This window comes from Telluria sp. ZB4P37 (assembly GCF_059685855.1).
On sequence record NZ_JCASID010000025.1, the window covers coordinates 17,294 to 33,954 of the forward strand.

18 protein-coding genes are annotated in these 16,661 nt (G+C 66.1%); 8 read left to right on the forward strand and 10 right to left on the reverse strand.

Going from position 1 to position 16,661, the window contains the following annotated elements; all coding sequences use genetic code 11:
* Window positions 1-15 precede the first annotated feature (15 nt).
* From fliD to fliE, 7 genes are all read right to left on the reverse strand, one after another.
* Complete coding sequence (gene fliD, locus AC56K1_RS22535; RefSeq protein WP_497160012.1) at window positions 16-1,413, reverse strand: flagellar filament capping protein FliD; 1,398 nt, start codon at window positions 1,411-1,413, stop codon at window positions 16-18.
* A gap of 64 nt (window positions 1,414-1,477) precedes the next feature.
* Window positions 1,478-1,915 (reverse strand): flagellar FliJ family protein, encoded by a 438-nt coding sequence (locus tag AC56K1_RS22540; protein WP_497160013.1) that lies wholly within the window; start codon window positions 1,913-1,915, stop codon window positions 1,478-1,480.
* Window positions 1,912-3,228, reverse strand: coding sequence for a flagellar protein export ATPase FliI (gene fliI / locus AC56K1_RS22545; protein WP_497160014.1), 1,317 nt, complete (start codon window positions 3,226-3,228; stop codon window positions 1,912-1,914). Before fliI ends, AC56K1_RS22540 begins: the two co-directional genes overlap by 4 nt.
* Window positions 3,225-3,911: a flagellar assembly protein FliH gene (fliH, locus tag AC56K1_RS22550; RefSeq protein ID WP_497160015.1), complete on the reverse strand. Its 687-nt coding sequence runs from the start codon at window positions 3,909-3,911 to the stop codon at window positions 3,225-3,227. The genes fliI and fliH overlap by 4 nt, the downstream gene beginning before the upstream one ends.
* On the reverse strand, window positions 3,908-4,930 hold the full coding sequence (locus AC56K1_RS22555) for a flagellar motor switch protein FliG (protein WP_497160016.1): 1,023 nt from the start codon (window positions 4,928-4,930) through the stop codon (window positions 3,908-3,910). Before AC56K1_RS22555 ends, fliH begins: the two co-directional genes overlap by 4 nt.
* Window positions 4,914-6,626, reverse strand: a complete 1,713-nt coding sequence (fliF, locus tag AC56K1_RS22560) for a flagellar basal-body MS-ring/collar protein FliF (RefSeq protein ID WP_497160017.1) — start codon at window positions 6,624-6,626, stop codon at window positions 4,914-4,916. Before fliF ends, AC56K1_RS22555 begins: the two co-directional genes overlap by 17 nt.
* Window positions 6,627-6,651: 25 nt before the next feature.
* Entirely contained in the window at window positions 6,652-6,999 is a 348-nt protein-coding gene (gene fliE, locus AC56K1_RS22565) for a flagellar hook-basal body complex protein FliE (RefSeq protein ID WP_497128251.1), read from the reverse strand.
* Window positions 7,000-7,325: 326 nt separating this feature from the next.
* Here fliE and AC56K1_RS22570 point away from each other — a divergent pair, with 326 nt between their 5' ends.
* The 8 genes from AC56K1_RS22570 to AC56K1_RS22605 are packed head-to-tail and all read left to right on the forward strand — an operon-like array spanning window position 7,326 to window position 14,901.
* Window positions 7,326-8,237 (forward strand): FliM/FliN family flagellar motor C-terminal domain-containing protein, encoded by a 912-nt coding sequence (locus AC56K1_RS22570; RefSeq protein WP_497160018.1) that lies wholly within the window; start codon window positions 7,326-7,328, stop codon window positions 8,235-8,237.
* Window positions 8,237-8,596: a FliM/FliN family flagellar motor switch protein gene (locus AC56K1_RS22575; RefSeq protein ID WP_497160019.1), complete on the forward strand. Its 360-nt coding sequence runs from the start codon at window positions 8,237-8,239 to the stop codon at window positions 8,594-8,596. Before AC56K1_RS22570 ends, AC56K1_RS22575 begins: the two co-directional genes overlap by 1 nt.
* Window positions 8,593-9,399 (forward strand): flagellar type III secretion system pore protein FliP, encoded by an 807-nt coding sequence (fliP, locus tag AC56K1_RS22580; protein WP_497160020.1) that lies wholly within the window; start codon window positions 8,593-8,595, stop codon window positions 9,397-9,399. The genes AC56K1_RS22575 and fliP overlap by 4 nt, the downstream gene beginning before the upstream one ends.
* A 19-nt stretch (window positions 9,400-9,418) precedes the next feature.
* A complete protein-coding gene (gene fliQ, locus AC56K1_RS22585; protein WP_497128259.1) occupies window positions 9,419-9,688 on the forward strand; it encodes a flagellar biosynthesis protein FliQ in 270 nt (89 codons plus the stop codon).
* Window positions 9,689-9,705: 17 nt separating this feature from the next.
* Window positions 9,706-10,485, forward strand: a complete 780-nt coding sequence (gene fliR, locus AC56K1_RS22590; RefSeq protein WP_497160021.1) for a flagellar biosynthetic protein FliR — start codon at window positions 9,706-9,708, stop codon at window positions 10,483-10,485.
* On the forward strand, window positions 10,475-11,614 hold the full coding sequence (flhB, locus tag AC56K1_RS22595; RefSeq protein WP_497160022.1) for a flagellar type III secretion system protein FlhB: 1,140 nt from the start codon (window positions 10,475-10,477) through the stop codon (window positions 11,612-11,614). The genes fliR and flhB overlap by 11 nt, the downstream gene beginning before the upstream one ends.
* On the forward strand, window positions 11,611-13,704 hold the full coding sequence (locus AC56K1_RS22600; protein WP_497160023.1) for a flagellar biosynthesis protein FlhA: 2,094 nt from the start codon (window positions 11,611-11,613) through the stop codon (window positions 13,702-13,704). Before flhB ends, AC56K1_RS22600 begins: the two co-directional genes overlap by 4 nt.
* 45 nt (window positions 13,705-13,749) lie before the next feature.
* Window positions 13,750-14,901 carry a DegT/DnrJ/EryC1/StrS family aminotransferase gene (locus tag AC56K1_RS22605; protein WP_497160024.1) on the forward strand — a complete coding sequence of 384 codons (1,152 nt, stop codon included), beginning with the start codon at window positions 13,750-13,752 and terminating at the stop codon, window positions 14,899-14,901.
* A 16-nt stretch (window positions 14,902-14,917) separates the two neighbouring features.
* Here AC56K1_RS22605 and AC56K1_RS22610 read toward each other — a convergent pair whose 3' ends face one another.
* From AC56K1_RS22610 to AC56K1_RS22620, 3 genes are all read right to left on the reverse strand, one after another.
* Entirely contained in the window at window positions 14,918-15,550 is a 633-nt protein-coding gene (locus AC56K1_RS22610; protein ID WP_497160025.1) for an acyltransferase, read from the reverse strand.
* Window positions 15,537-16,433: a hypothetical protein gene (locus AC56K1_RS22615; protein ID WP_497160026.1), complete on the reverse strand. Its 897-nt coding sequence runs from the start codon at window positions 16,431-16,433 to the stop codon at window positions 15,537-15,539. Before AC56K1_RS22615 ends, AC56K1_RS22610 begins: the two co-directional genes overlap by 14 nt.
* 113 nt (window positions 16,434-16,546) lie before the next feature.
* Window positions 16,547-16,661, reverse strand: a 115-nt coding sequence (locus AC56K1_RS22620) for a flagellin (protein WP_497160028.1), incomplete at its 5' end; no start/stop codon positions are given.

The window sequence follows — 16,661 nt, forward strand, 5'->3', positions numbered from 1 at the left end:
ATCCCGTAGTGTTGTTTAGTCTTTGTTGTTGCCGAACATGGCATCGAACATCGAGAGGTTGTTGGTCATGGCGCCTTGCAGCGACTGCAGGGCCGTGAATTGGCGCAGGTAGCGCTGGTAGGCCGCTTCGTGCTGCTGCTCGAGGAAGGCCTGGCGGTCGGCCAGCGTCGACTGCAGGTCGCTGGTCTGCTCCTTGCGCTTCTTGATCTGGCCGTCGGCGGCGTTGCTCCAGCCCTTGACGAATTTGTCGAGCGCGCCGGCGATGCCGGTCGGGTTCGAGGCCGAGCTCGAGCCGATCAGGGTATCGAGGCCGGTCGGCTTGAGCGCCAGCTGGCTCTGCAGGCGATCGCTTTTCAGTTCGAGCATGCCGTCCCGGGTCGCGATGATGCCGAAGGATGCCAGGGTGTCGCCGGTCGTCGACGGGCGCAGCAGGCTGACCATGCGCTGGTTCAGGGCGCGGATGCCGCCGTCATGGGCAAAGGCGCCGCCGGCGTCCTTCTTGGACGGATCGCCCGCATCGGTCAGCTTGTTGAGCACCGTCTTGAGCTTGTTGTAGGCATCGATGAAGGCCTGCACGTTGGCAATGGTGCCCTTGCTGTCGGCGCCGACCGTGATCCCCACCGGCGCGCTGCCGGACGCCTGGGCCTTGGTGAAGGTCATCTTCACGCCGTCGATATTGGTGAAGGTATTGCTGGCCTGGATGATCGGGGTGCCGTTTTCCGAGCCGATGCGCACGTCCGCGTCCTGCGCCACCACCAGGGTGCGCTTGCGCAAGGGATCGGCGTTGGCCGCGGCCAGGCTCGATGCGCCGCTGATATCCGCGGTGTCGATCGAGATGGCGCTGTTCAGGCCCGTGTTCTTGGCGGTCAGCACCAGCTCCGAGGTGGTGCCGGTGGTGACGATCGAGGCGGTGACCATCGAGGTGTTACCGGTGGCGCTGTTGATCGCCGCCGCCAGCTCGCGCGTGCTCAGGGTGCCGTTGCCGTCGGTGTCGGCCGCGTTCAGGCTGACGTCGAAGGCCAGCGAGCCGCCCATGTTGATGTGCAGGGTGCCGGCCACGCCGGCGTTGTCGGTCAAGCCCGCGTAGGACACCTGGCTGGCGGTGGCCAGTTTCGCCACGAAGAACGAGTAGTTGCCCGGGACCGCAGTAGGACCGGCCGTGGCGCTGCCCACCGCGGTATCGCTGAAGGTGGCCGCCTGCGCGTACAGGTTCTTGTTCAGGCCAGTCAGTGCGGCCAGGCTGGTCTGGAATGCAGTCATCGCCGAACCCAGGTCGCCCAGGCCCTTTTCAGTGGCGCGGGCTGCCGCGCCCTGGGCGTCCAGGATCTTCTGGCGCGCCATGACGTACTTGTCCGCCAGCGAGTTCGCGGTGGTGATCGGGTCGTAGCTCGGTGCGGTGATTGCGGATGCCATGTCGTTTCTCCTGACTCTACTTGCTGTGATACTGCTGATCTAGTGCTGCTGGCCGCTTGGGTTCTTAAGCGGTTCGTCCCGCCATCCACGATTGGGTGGCGATGTCGTCTTCGCGCTTGCGCACGATGCGCTCCTGCGCGCGCGACAACTGGGTCTCCTGCTGCTCGAGCACCTTGCCCAGCAGCTCGCGTTGGGTCCAGGCGGCGCTGAGGTTGCGCTGCGATACCGCCATATTGGCTTCGTGCAGCGCCAGGTCGGTGCGATGCAAGTCGGCCATCGCCATCACGTTTTGCTTGTAGGCGCCACAGTTCAGCGCCAGCGCAGGCGGCAGGGCGCCGGTCGGGCCGCTGCCCTCGGCCAGCGCGTCCATGCGCGCCAGGTTGTTCTGGTAGCGCACACGGGTGGCTTCCTGGCTCGCCATGTCGGCCTGCAGGCGGTCTACTTCAGTGCTGCGCAGGCGCACCAAGGTGCCCAGGCTGTCGATCATGTGTTGCTTGCTCATGCCATCATCGCTTTCAACTGTTCGACGCTGCCCGGCATGGGAGCCTCTTCACGGGTGCCCTGGCACAGGAAGGCTTCGATATGCGGATGCAGGCGCACCGCCTTGTCGGTTTCGGGGTCGGCGCCCGGTACATAGGCGCCGAGCGGGATCAGGTCGCGCACGCGCGCATGGCGCGCCAGCGAGGCCTTGAGCTTGCGCGCGGCCAGCGCGTGTTCCTGGCCGACCACCTGCGCCATGCAGCGCGAGATCGACTGGGCCACGTCGATGGCCGGATAGTGGCCGCGTTCGGCCAGCTCGCGCGTCAGCACGATGTGGCCGTCCAAGATCGCGCGCGCCGAATCGACCACCGGGTCCTGCTGGTCGTCGCCTTCGGCCAGCACGGTATAGATCGCGCTCATGCTGCCTTTCGGGTTCTCGCCGTTGCCGGCCGATTCCACCAGCTGCGGCATGTTCGAGAACACCGACGGCGGATAGCCGCGGGTGGCCGGCGGCTCGCCCAGCGACAGCGCCACTTCGCGCAGCGCCATCGCGTAACGCGTGAGCGAATCGCACAGCAGCAGCACGTTCTGGCCGCGGTCGCGGAAATGGGCCGCGATCGAATGGCACATTTCGGTGGCCATCACGCGCATCAGGGGCGACTCGTCGGCAGGCGCCACCACCAGCACGGCGCGTTTCAAGCCTTCAGGCCCGAGCGACTTCTCGACGAATTCGCGCACCTCGCGGTTACGCTCGCCGATCAGGCCGACCACGATCACGTCGGCCACGGTCTGGCGCGTGATGAGGCCCAGCAGCACGGATTTGCCGACGCCGGAACCGGCCATCAGGCCGACGCGCTGGCCCTTGCCGATGGTGAGCATCGAATTGATCGCGCGCACACCGACGTCGAGCGGTTCCTCGACCGGCGCCTTTTTCAAAGGGTTGACCTTGGGCGGGGTAGTGGACAGCGGCTGGTCGCCGCCCAGCTTGCCCAGGCCGTCGATCGGCTCCCCCAGTCCGTTGACCATGCGGCCCATCCACGAAGGGCCGATCATCAGGTCGGCCTGTACCGGGGTAGGGAGCACCCGCGCGCCGGTCGCCAGGCCGATGGCCTTCTTGAACGGCATCAGGTAGGAGACCTTTTCCTTGAAACCCACGACTTGCGCGTCGAGCCAGCCGCCATCGACGGTCTCGATGCGGCAGCGCTGGCCGGTGTGCAGCGGGCAGCCGACCGATTCCAGCAGCAGGCCCTGGGCGCCGACCAGGCGCCCTAGCGGCGTGGCGACCGGCACGCCATCGAGTTCTACCGCGCGCAGGCGCGAGGCGAGGGCCGTCATTCGCCGTCCTCGTCAGCCAGCTGCTCGCGCACCTGGTCCATCACGGCCGACAGGCGGCCCTGGCAGCCGGCATCGACTTCGTTGTCGCCCGAGCGCACGCGGCATTCGCCGGGTTCGAGCGCCGGGTCGGGCAACAGGGTCCATTTCTTGGCGCGCTTCGGGTCCAGCTCGAGCACGCGGCGCAGTTCTTCGGGATTGAGGAAGACTTCGACCTGGTCGCGCGACGGCGGCATCACGCTCAGGGCTTCTTCCACCAGCGCCAGCAGCTGCACCGGCTGCAGCGCCAGTTCGGCGCGGATCACCTGGCGCGCGATCTTGCCGACCAGGTCGACTACTTCCTTGCGCTGGGCGGCGCGCATGTCCGTCTTGAGCTTTTTCAGGGATTTGAGCATGGCGTCGACCGGCTTGGACAGCTCCTCGAGGCCGGTCAATGCCATCTCGCGGCCTTCTTCCATGCCGCGCTGCAGGCCTTCGCTCTGGCCGACGGGATAGCCGTCGGCGCGACCCTGGTCCAGGCCCGCTTCATACCCTTCGCGCTGGCCCTGGCGGTAGCCGTCGGCCAGCGCGCTTTGCCATTCTTCGGCCGAGGCGGCGGTGCCGCCGGCAGGGCCGGGCGCGCCGGGGCGCAGGGCCCCGGGGAACTGGTGCAGCGGAGGGAAATGGTAAGCCCGGAATTGCTTCATTCGGCGGTCGCCTCGGCAAACAGCTGGATATCGATTTCGCCGGCGTCGGCCAGGCCCTTGACGGTGGCCATGATCTCGCGGCGGGTCTGTTCGATGCGCGACATCGGGACCGGGCCCGAACGGCGCATCAGGTCCTCGAAGCTCTGCGCCTGGCGCTTCGGCATCGCGGACAGGACGGCGTCGCGCAGCAGCGGCTCGGCGCCCTTGAGCGCGACGGCCCACTGCTCGAGCGGCACTTCGTCGAGCAGGCGGCTGATGACCTGTTCGGTCTGGCGCGACAGGATGAAGAAGTCGTACATCGACATCTCGATCTGCGACACCACGTCCGGATCGTGGGCGCGCAGCAGCTCGACCATGCCGGCACGGTTGTCCTGCAGGCGATTCAGGATCTCGGCAACCTGGCGCACGCCTTCGACGCTGGCGCTTTGCGTGTCGAGCGCGGCCAGGCAGCGGTTCACCAGCTCTTCGAGTTCGTGCAGCACGTCGCGGTCGATCTCGTCCAGGCGCGCCATGTTCAGCAGGACCAGTTCGCGGCCGTCCAGCGGCAGCGCTTCCAGGATCTGGGAAGCCATCGCCGGGGGCAGGAAGGCCAGGAACACGGCCTGCATCTGCACGTGCTCGTGCGAGATGAATTCGGCCAGCCATTTCGGCGAGGCGTACTGCAGGCGCGCCATCATCGGGCGGATCGCGTCGCCGTAGATCGTGTTCAGGACACTATTGGCGATGTCGTTGCCCAGCGCCAGGTCGAGCGAGCGCTTGAGGTAGCTGCGCGAAGCGCCATGCAGGCCGCTTTGCTGGCGGTAGTCGTCGAAGAAGTTCTGGACCGCCGTCTTGACGGTATCGACCTTGATGCCGCTCATGCGCGACATGACCTGGGTCAGCTCCAGCAGCTCGTCGCGCTCGAGGCAGCGCAGCACGGCGGCGGCGCCTTCTTCGCCGATCGACAGCAGCACGATGGCGGCCTGCTCGACCGGGGACAGTGCGCCTTCGGCGCCGTCAGGATTATTCAGTTCGGCCATGTTTTTTCTGTACCCATTGTTTGACGACTTCGGCAACGCGCTCAGGCTCTTTGCTGGCGAGGACTTTCAGGTGATCGACCATGACGTCCACGGCGGAACCGGCCGGCGGGAGGTCGTAGTTTTCCAGCAGCGGCACCACCGGCATCGCGCCAGGGGTCGCAACGGCCGGGGCGCCCAGTGCGGCATGGGCGCCCGCAGGCAGGGCGGCGGTGCCGGGGGCAGGGACTGCGGCGCCAGGTGCGCCCGGCAGGGCGATCGGCGCAGGCACGAGCGGCGGCTGCGGCGCCAGGCGCGTGGTCACCGCGCGCAGCAGCGGACGGGCCAGCAGCAGGTAGGCCAGCAGTGCGCCCAGCGCATACATGCCGTAGCTGGTCATGTCGACGACGTTGTCGCGCTCCTGCCACCACTCCTGGGCCACCGGCGCGGCTGGGAAGCTCAAGGCGGAGACGGTCAGCACGTCGCCGCGAGCGGCATCGATGCCCAGGCCGCCGCGCAGGATCTTCTCGATGTTGGCCAGCTCCACCGGGGTATAGCCGATCTTCGCATTGGCGGCGCTGGCATTGTTCAGCACCACTGCCACCGACAACTTCTTGAGGCGGCCGCGCGAGCGCTTGATCTGGGTGATCGCGCGGTCATAGGCGTACTGGCGGGTGGTGGCGTTCTTGCGCGCGCTGCCATTGTCCTTGTCGGCGTCCGGATTCTGCGCGTCGGCTTGCGCTGCGGCCGGGTCGGCCACTGCAGGCGGGCGGTTCGACAGCGTGCCCGGCACGCCCAGGGCCATGCGGCTGCGCTCCATCTCTTCGCGCATCGCTTCGCTGGTGACTTTTGGCGCTTCGCCGTATTTTTCCTGGGTTTCTTCGATCTTGTCGTTGTCGACGTCGGCCGTGACGCTGACCTTGTAGTTGTTCGCGCCCAGCACCGGCGCCAGCAGTTCGTTGACGTTGGTGCGCACCGTGTCGGTGTAGCGCTTGGCGGCGCCGTCGCCCTGCGACTGGCCGTCGAAGCCGTCGGCCAGGTCCACGCGCGAAGACAGGTAGTTGCCGGCCTGGTCGACCAGCGACACCCGGCTCGGGTTCAGGTTGGCGACGCTGCTCGAGACCATGTTGACGATCGCGGCGATCTGCTCGTTCGACAGCGTGCGGCCCGGCTTGACCGCGACCACCACCGATGCCGACGACTGGTCGCCTGCCCCGGCAACAAAAGAGCTCGACTTGGCAATGGCCAGGTGCACGCGCGCCGAGGCGATCGCGTCCATGGTCAGCATGCTCTGCGCCAGTTCGCCTTCCAGGCCGCGGCGGAAGCGCACGTCCTGCACGAACGAGGACACGCCCAGCGGGTCGTTACGGTCCATCAGCTCAAGTCCGGCCGGCAGCTGAGCGGTCACGCCCTTGGCAGCCAGCAGCATGCGCACCTTGCCCAGTTCGCCGGACGGCACCATCACCTGGCCGCTGTCCGGGTGGATGCGGTAGGGGATGGCTTCGGCTTCGAGCACGGTCATCATGTCGCTGGCGGCGACCTTTTCGCGGGCGCCGAAGACCGGCTTGTAGTTGGACTGGTCCTGCCACGAGAACATCATGACGGCGGCCGTGATGGCGACCGCCAGGCCCAGCAGCAGGGTGAAGTTGTTGCGCAATGCCGGCGGCAGCGCGGGCAGCGACAGCTTGCCGCCGACTGCGGCCTTGAGGGAGGAAATCACAGATGCGTCTCTCTAAGAAGGAAGATCAAACCGGGAGCTTGATCAGTTCGTCGACGGCGCCCATGACCTTGTTCCGGACCTGCATGAGCATCGAGAACGACAGGCTGGCCTGCTGGCTGGCCAGCATGGCGCCGACCAGGTCGTCGCTCTTGCCGGCATCGACAGCCGCCATGCGCTCGCCCGCGGCGCGGTCTTCGCCGTCCACGCTGGCGATTGCGTTCTTCATGGTTTGGGTAAACGAGAACTCGCTTGGTGAATTGTTAAATGCGCCCTGGGCCGGGAGGTCGGCGGCAGGGGCGATCGCGAGGCGGTTGGCTTCGTTGGTGAGGGCGGCAAGGTCAGCTTTGATCAGACCGGCAAGTTCGATTCCCATGCGTCATTCCAATAAACAGGTACGTGTTGTTCGGGAGCGACAAAATGTGTCTTATTTTGCCGACGAGGGGCGTGGATCAAAGCCCCGATTGTTAAATAATGATCTACGAACGGCCGTTTTATTCTTGACCCCGGTGCCGGGTCTTCCCTCTGTACGTATGGAGCGGGGCCGGGTGAAGCACTGCAATAGATATGATCTTACCGTACGGCAAGTAGGAAATCAAAGGCGAATGTCAAAGTCCCTGCATCAAATCTCCATGTATAATTGTTGCCTAGGAGAATGAAAAAAACACATTCACCGTTACCCAGTCATTAATTAACATGCCGATGAATCCTCCAGACCGACCGCGGGCCAGCCAGGGCGACTACCAGGTACTCGATCCCAGCCTGCTGGGTCGTCCTGTGCACCTGCTGCCAAAATTTGCGCGCCGCTTCGCCGATGTCCTGGGCACGACCATGGGCGGGCCGGGCGGCCGCCGCTATTGGGGCGCCTACCGGCTGTCGAACCTGGCCTTCGAGCGCGCACCCGACGAAGCCGGCCTTCGCTGGCTGTCGGTGGAAGGCCCGCTGGGCACCGCCGCGGTCGCCTTCGAGCGCGCGCTGCTGTTGGGACTACTGGAAGGGCGCTACGGCCGCAAGAACGGCCCCGCTGCCGCCCCGGGCGTGCAGCGCGATACGGCCGGCGAGCGGGTCACCGCCACCGAAGAGCGCCTGGCCGCGACCCTCACCGCCCAGCTGGCGGAACAATTGCATGCCTGCGTCGCCGACGCCCTGGCCGACGCTGGTACAGCGGGCCTGGAAGCGGTATCCTCGGTGGATCCCCTGACCCTGGGCACGCCGGCCGCGGCCAGCGCCCCGGGCAAGGCCGGCTGGGTGATCCGGGTGGGCCTGCGCGCCGCGCATGGCCAGGCCCAGGGCCAGCCCGACAGCCATTGCTGGATCGGCCTCGACCAGGAACTGATGGCGCATGTATTGCAGGGCCTGATGGACGAGCGCAGCAGCGTGCGCACGGCGCGCAGCACCGAGCCGCTGGCCACCGGACTGTTCGTCAAGCTGGAAGGGCGCCTGGCCAGCAAGGAAATCACGCTGGCCGCGCTGTTCGAGCTGAGGGTCGGCGACGTGATCCCGGTATCGGTGGGACGCGCCGACGTGCTGCTGGACGAATCGCGCCTGTTCACGGCCGCCGTGGCCGAACACAAGGGCAAGCTCTGTTTAACCTCTTTTGAAGATGCCGAGTAATGGATATGAATTTGAATGAGCAACTGACTGGCTCCGACCTCATCATCGATGACCTTGACGGCGTCGACGCCGCCACTGCCGTCGCGGGCAAGAACGCCGCACGCCAGCTGCCGCAGATGATGCGCCGCATTCCGGTGACCCTGACGCTCGAAGTCGGCTCGGCCCGCATCTCCCTGCAGGAACTGATGTCGATCGGACCCTCCTCGGTGGTGCCGCTCGATGCGCTGGCCGGCGAGCCGCTGATCATTAAAGTCAACGGCGCCCCGATCGGCCGTGCCGAAGTCGTCGTCGCAGGCGAGCAGTACGGCCTGAAGGTCATCGACCTGGACGGCCTGAACCTGGACGCGCTGACTAAATGACGTCGCCTGTCCGCGGCGCGCAGCTGTCGTTGCTGCGCCGTGCAGTCCCACGACGGGCCATGCCCGCGATCGCCGGCGTGCTGCTGCTCGCGCTGCTCGCCTATGCGCTGCCCGCGGCGGCCCAGCAGCAGCCGAGCATCCTGCCGGGCGTGATTCCCGCCTCGACCCAGGGCATGACGGTCAAGTCGCAGATCCTGGTCCTGATGACCCTGCTCGGGCTGCTGCCCGTGATGGTCATGATGATGACCAGCTTCACCCGTTTCGTGATCGTGCTCTCGCTCCTGCGCCAGGCCCTCGGTCTGCAGCAGGGCCTGCCGAGCCGCATTATCACCGGCATCGCGCTGATCCTGACCATCCTGGTGATGCGCCCGGTGGGCGAGGCCGTGTGGCGCGACGCCTTCCTGCCCTACGACCGCGACAAGATCGGCCTCGAGGAAGCCTTGCGGATCGCCGAAGTGCCGGTCTCGCGCTTCATGCTGGCCCAGACCAGCAAGACCTCGCTGGTCCAGGTCGCGCACCTGGCGGGCGAACCGGCCAACCTGGCGCCGCAGCAGCGCGGCTTCACCACCAAGCTGGCCGCCTTCGTGCTGTCCGAGCTGAAGACCGCCTTCCAGATCGGCGCCATGCTGTTCATCCCCTTCCTGATCATCGACCTGGTGGTGTCCTCGGTGCTGATGGCGATGGGCATGATGATGCTCTCGCCCCTGGTGATTTCGCTGCCCTTCAAGCTGCTGCTGTTCGTGCTGGTCGACGGCTGGACCCTGACCGTGAATACGCTGGTCGGCAGTATCCACGGCTACTAGAACAAGAGACCGAATCGAGATGAGTCCTGATATCGCTGTCGACCTGGTGGTCGAAGCCCTGCAGGTCGTGATGCTGCTGGTGCTGGTGCTGGTCGTGCCGGGCCTGGTCACGGGCCTGATCGTGGCCCTGTTCCAGGCCGCCACCCAGATCAACGAGCAGACCCTGAGCTTCCTGCCGCGCCTCCTGGTGACGCTGCTGGCGGTGATCCTGGCCGGCCACTGGATGACGAGCACGCTGATGGATTACTGCGTGTCGGTGTTCCAGCGCGCAGCGACGCTCGCGAGCTAGGGCAGGGCCGGTACGCAATGGAGCTGGTCAGCTTCCTGATGCCCCTGATCGGCGCGCTGTGGTGGCCCTTTTGCCGCATCATGGCCATGCTCTCGACCGCCCCGGTGCTGGGCGAGGGCACGGTCTCGGTGCCGGTGCGCGCGCTGCTCTCGGTAGCCCTGGCCTTCATGATGCTGCCGCTCACAAAAGGGGGCGCGATGCCCGACCCGTTCTCGCTGGCCGGCGTGCTCGCGATGGTCGAGCAGGCCATCATCGGCGGCGTGATCGGGCTGGCGCTGCAGTTCGCGATGGCGGTGGTCACGATGCTGGGCTTCCTGGCTTCGAGCCAGGTGGGCTTTTCGATGGCGCAGATGAACGACCCGGTCAACGGCCAGGCGTCCGACGTGGTCTCCGGCCTGCTCTCGCTGCTGGCGATCCTGGTGTTCTTCGGGATCGACGGGCATTTGGTCTTGATGGGCGTGGTCGGCCAGAGCTTCAAGGCCTGGCCGGTCGGCGCCGGCTACGGGCCGATGCTGCTGGAAGCGGTGGCGCTGAACCTGGCCTGGGTGTTTTCCGCGGCGGTGCTGCTGGCGCTGCCGATCGTGTTTTCGACGATGGTGGTGCAGATTGGCTTCGGCTTCCTGAACCGGGTGGCGCCAAGCCTGAATTTGTTTTCGCTGGGGTTTTCGCTGGTGACGATCTTTGGCCTCCTGATGCTGGTGCAGGTAGTGCGTTTCATTCCCGAGCATTACGTCTCGATGACCAACCAGATCCTGGAGATGCTGCAGGAGCAGATGAGGATAGCGCATGGCCGATAGCGGCACCGGTGGCGACAAGACCGAAAAGCCCTCAGCGCAAAAGCTCAAGAAAGCGCGCGACGAGGGCCAGGTCGTCCGTTCGCGCGACCTGTCCACCGCGGTGGGCATCCTGGTCAGCCTGAAGCTGTTCGCCATGATGCTGCCGGGTTACCTGGAGTCGTTCCGCATGCTGTTCCGGATGGTGTTCGTGCCGCTGGGTGAGGCGGGGGCGATCGAGAACGCGATGTCGGTGGTGTTCACGGAGGCCCTGCTGCTGCTGATTAAAATGGTGCTGCCGCTGGCGGTGGTGCCCCTCGCGATCGTCGTGGCCGGCATGATCCCGGGCGGCTTTATCGCGTCAAGCAAGAACATGGCCCCGAAGTTCAGCCGCCTCTCCCCCATGACCAACCTGGGCAACCTGTTCACGCAGAAGCACTGGATCGGTTTCGCCACCTCGGCGGGCAAGGCGGTGGTGCTGGGTTTCGTGCTGGTGCACGTATGCCGATCGAGCATGAAGGCCTATGTGGAATTGCAGCGCATGCCGCTGTCGGACGCGCTGGTGGGCGGCAGCGCCCTGATGCTGGACGGCCTGATGGCGCTGGTGACCGTGTTCATCGTCTTTGCGCTGCTGGACGTCCCGGTGCAGGCCTTCCTGTTCACGAAAAACCAGCGCATGAGCAAGCAGGAGATGAAGGAAGAGCACAAGAGCAGCGAAGGCCGGCCGGAAGTGAAGCAGCGCATCCGCCAGCTGCAGAACCAGCTGGCCCAGCGCAGCGTGCGCAAGAGCGTGCCGACGGCCGACGTCATCATCGTCAACCCCGAGCACTATGCGGTGGCGCTCAAGTACGATACCAACCGCGCCGAGGCGCCCTTCGTGGTGGCCAAGGGGGTGGACGAGATGGCGCTGTACATCCGCCGCGTCGCCGCCGAACACAAGATCGAAACCATTTCGCTGCCGCCGCTGGCGCGCGCGATCTACAACACCAGCCAGGTGCAGCAGCAGATCCCGGCGCAGCTCTACCAGGCCGTATCGCAAGTCTTGAATTACGTTCTACAACTGAATGCGTTCCGTGCAGGCCGGCGCCCCGCGCCCCCACGGTTCCCCAACGAGGTGGTCGTTCCATCTCACCTGAGTGAGGTTCCCGCATGAATGCCCTGAAGTCCTTCCTTGCCGAGCTGCGGCGCCACAAGTTCGCCGGCCCGGTCTTCCTGATCGCGCTGCTGGCGATGATCATGCTGCCGCTGCCGCCGGTGCTGCTCGACATCCTGTTCACCTTCAACATCGTGCTGGCGCTGATCGTGATCCTGGTGTCGGTGACGGCCAAGCGCCCGCTCGACTTCTCAGTCTTCCCGACCGTGATCCTGGGCACCACCCTGATGCGCCTGGCGCTGAACGTGGCCTCGACCCGGGTGGTCCTGCTCAACGGCCACGAAGGCACGGCTGCCGCCGGCCACGTGATCGAAGCCTTCGGCAACGTCGTCATCGGCGGGAATTTCGTGGTCGGCCTGGTGGTGTTCATCATCCTGATGATCATCAACTTCGTGGTCGTGACCAAGGGCGCCGAGCGCATCTCGGAAGTGTCGGCGCGCTTTACGCTCGACGCGCTGCCGGGCAAGCAGATGGCGATCGACGCCGACCTCAATGCCGGCCTGATCAACCAGGAGCAGGCCGTCATCCGCCGCAGGGACGTGGCGGCGGAAGCCGACTTCTATGGCGCCATGGACGGCGCCTCGAAGTTCGTGCGGGGCGATGCGGTCGCCTCGATCATGATCCTGATCATCAACCTGGTCGGCGGTATTGCGATCGGTTCGCTGATGCACGACCTGCCGCTCGGGGAATCGTTCAAGGTCTATGCCTTGCTCACCATCGGCGACGGCCTGGTCGGCCAGATCCCGGCGCTGCTGCTGTCGGCTGCCGCCGCGATCCTGGTGACCCGTATCGGCGAATCGGGCGACTTCGAGCAGCAGGTCAGCGGCCAGCTGCTGGCCCAGCCGGCGGTGCTGTACTCGGCTGCGGGCGTGATGATCGTGCTGGCCCTGGTGCCGGGCATGCCCAAGCTGCCGTTCTTCGCCTTCGCGGGTGCCCTGATCTATGTCGGCTGGCGCCTGAACAAGCGCGTCGCCCCGCCCGATACGTCCGGCGTGGCCGCGATCGAGGCGGCGCTGCGCGACGAGCGCGCGCCGGAACTCGACTGGCAGGCGCTGCCCGTGGTGCAGCCGGTCTCGGTGGCGGTCGGCTACAAGCTGGTCGGCATGATCGACCGCGCCCAGGGCGAACCGCTCACCAAGCGCATCAAGGGCGTGCGCCAGAGCCTGTCGGAGCAGATGGGCATGCTCCTGCCCTCGATCGGCGTACGCGACGACCTGGCCCTGCGCCCCTCGCAATACGCGATCAGCCTGTCCGGCACCGTGGTGGCCGAGGCCGAAGTCATGCCCGAGCACCTGATGGCGATTCCGTCGCCGAGCGTCTACGGCGAGATCGACGGCATCCCCGGCATCGAACCGGCCTACGGCATGGCGATCACCTGGATCACGCCGGATCAAAAAGGGCATGCCCTGGGCCTGGGCTACCAGGTGGTCGAGGTGCCGAGCGCGATCGCCACGCACGCCTCGAAGGTGGTGCGCGAATACCTGCACGAGCTGTTCCGCCACGAAGACGTGCCGGCGATTATCGAGCGCCTCACCGCGCTCTCGCCGAAGCTGGCCGGCGCGCTGGAAAAAGCGCTGACCCATACCCAGCTGCTGCGCGTATTCCGCGTGCTCCTGGCCGAAGGCGTGTCGCTGAAGGACATCGTGGTGATCGCCACCACGCTGCTGGACAGCTCGGAAACCACGAAGGACCCGATCCTGCTGGCGGCCGAAGTGCGCTGCGCGCTGCGTCGCCAGATCGTCTCTGGCATGTATGGCAAGAAGAAGGAGATGCCGGCCTTTAACCTGTCGGCCGAACTGGAAAACATGCTGCTCGGTTCCCTGAACCAGGCGCGCCAGAACGGCGGCGGCAAGGTGGCGCTGGATAACTACCCGATCGACCCGCAGCTGCTGTCGCAACTGCAGATCAACATGCCGGTGGCGCGCGAGCAGATGAAGGGGCAGCATACGCCGCCGCTGCTGCTGGTGCTGCCGCAGGTGCGACCGCTGCTGGCGCGCTATGCACGCTTGTTCGCGCCGGGCCTGCACGTCCTGTCGTACAACGAAATCCCGGAAAACCACGACGTCTCGATCGTCGGCACGGTAGGTTAAGCCGCCGCCCGCCTGGCGCATCCATTCATCCGGACAGACCCCATCATGAGCAAGCGCAAGCCGATCTACGTTACCCAGCCCCAGATGCCGCCGCTGGAAGAGTTCTATCCGTATCTCGAGCAGATCTGGGAAAACAGGATCCTGACCAATGGCGGGCCCTTCCACCAGCAATTGGAGGCGGCGCTGTGCGACTACCTGGGAGTCGAACACCTCTCGCTGTTCTCCAACGGTACGCTGGCGCTGGTGACCGCGCTGCAGGCCCTGCGCGTCACCGGCGAAGTCATCACCACGCCGTACTCCTTCGTGGCGACCGCCCATTCGCTGCTATGGAACGGAATCAAGCCGGTGTTCGCCGATGTCGACCCGCTGACGCTGAACCTCGATCCGCAGAAGATCGAGGCGGCGATCACGCCGCAGACCACTGCCATCATGCCGGTGCATTGCTACGGCCATCCATGCGATGTCGAGGCGATCCAGCGCATTGCGGACAACTACAACCTGAAAGTCATCTACGACGCCGCGCATGCCTTCGGCGTACGCGATGCGCGGGGCAGCATCCTTCGGCATGGCGACCTGTCGGTGCTGAGCTTCCACGCGACCAAGGTGTTCAATACCTTCGAGGGCGGCGCGATCATCTGCCCCGACGCGCGCACCAAGCAGCGGATCGACCACCTGAAAAACTTCGGCTTCGTCGACGAATTGACGGTCGTGGCGCCCGGCATCAACGGCAAGATGAGCGAAATTAATGCTGCGTTCGGGATGCTGCAGCTGAAGGGCATCGACGGGGCGATCGCCCGGCGCAAAGAGATCGATGCGCGCTACCGCGCCTTGCTGGCCGGCGTCACCGGGATCGACTGCCATGCGCAGGGACACGCCACCGCCGCGGATGACTCCGCGAGTTACGCGTCGAATTACTCTTATTTTCCGATCCTGGTCGGCCCCGACTACCCGCTGAGCCGCGACGCCCTGTACGAGAAGCTGAAGGCGGAGGGCGTGTTCGCACGCCGTTACTTCTATCCCCTGATTTCGGATTTCCCGATGTACCGCGGCCTGCCGTCGGCACGGCGCGACAACCTCGGGGTTGCCGCCACGGCTTCAAGCAGGGTCTTGTGCCTGCCGATGTACCCGGAGCTCGCACACGCCGATATCGAACGCATCGCCGGGCTCGTTGCCGACGGGCGCCGCCTGCCGGCCTGACGGCTGTCCCGGGGCCTCAGCAGCCCTTGCTGGCCAGCAGGGCCTGTTCCAGCTCCAGCAGGGCGCGGCTGCGCGCTTTCAGCCGTCTGGCGGGCGCACCCGCGTACACCCCCCATTCCTCCAGCGGGCGCAGGACCAGCGACAATGCGCCGACCGCGCTGCCTTCTCCGATGCTCGCGCCCGGCAGGATCACGCTGCCCGAGCCGACGATGACATGCCTGCCCAGCGCGACCGGCGCCTTGGTGAGCTTGAGGTAGGCAGCGGGAACGGTGGGATTGGTCAGCGCCTCGCCCGAATAGTCGTCGCTGCTCGAATAGATGCGCACGCCCTGCGACAGGTTGGCGAAGTCCGCCAGCGTGATACCGCCGGCGCAGCCGAGATAGCTGCCGCCACCGATGTGGATGTAATCGCCCACCACCAGGGAACCGGAATGCGCCGCCAGCACGACGCCGCCGTCGATGCGGACGTTGTTCCCGATCGAGATATTCTCCAGGCCGATGATGGTGGCATTCTTGGCGATCATCACGTTTTCGCCGACCTGCCGGAATCCGAATTGCCTGAGCTCCTCGCTGCGGTAATAGCCAGGGTTGAACGGATTCGGGAGAGGGGAGGGATGCGCCACGGTGCGTCTCGCTTCAGCTTGTTGCAAGGATTTCCATTGTACGTCCACCGTCCGCGGCGAGCGCCGGTTCCGGCGTTCCGGGAGGCTCCGGATCAAGCGGAAGCAGCAGCGCCATTTCCGCCAGTGCGCGAAATACCGGCAGGCTCAGTGCGGTCGAGGCATCGCCGGCCGCCAGCGCGGCGTGCACATTCCCCGCCGGGAGAGAATCGCGGAAGCGCCAGCGGATCACCTGCAGCCCCGACAGGGCTACGGCTTTTTCGAGTAGCGGCTGCAGCGCGCGCAGGCGCTCCAGCGGACCGGCGCCTTGCGCGCACAATTCCAGCGCGATCCCGCCCGGCAAGGGCTCGACCTGTACCACCACGCGGGTGCCGTCCGCCATGCTCAGTTCCAGGCGCAGCCCGAGACGCGCGCGCTTGCGCCGGCCGGGCGGCTCGTCTTCGCGTTCAGCCACGACTTCCAGATGGTGGGCCAGCGCATTGCCGGTGTGGACGGTGAAGCGCCAGGCGTCGGTGGCGAGCAGCTGGGCCTGCGGCTGGCTGACCACCTGGCCCTGCTGGCCGGCGGCCAGCTGCAGCGGCGGCATGGCGCCGGCGCGCGCCTGCAGGTCGCGGCGCGCCTGCAGGTCGCCGTAGGTGCGCACCATCGCGCGCCAGTTCGAGGCCAGCGCGCGGCCGTCCAGGGCCGGGTAGGCCATCTGGCGCGCCAGGAACACCTGGTCCGGGCGCAGCGCGGCCGCGTCGTCCATGGCCGTGGCAGGCGTGCCGGCGGCGGCCTGCGGCTGTGACACGGGCAGGGCCAGTTCGGCCTCGGCCAGGGCGGCGATGGCGGCGGGCATGACCCCGAGCTCGCCGTTGCGCACGGGTTGCGTCGCTGGAAGGATCGCGGGAATGAGCGGGACGATGCTGACCATGGTCGGGGGCAAGTGAGGGAGAGACAAGTATAAGGCGGAATAAAAAAAGGCCAACCGAAAACTGCGGCTGGCCTTTGGCTATTCCACGCCGGACGAATCCGGTAGAAGCTGGATTACTGCAGGAGCGACATGACCATCGACGACATGCTGTTCGACTGCTTGAGCATGGCGGTGCCGGCTTGCAGCAGCATCTGGCTGGAAGTCATGTTGGCGCTTTCGGTGGCGAAG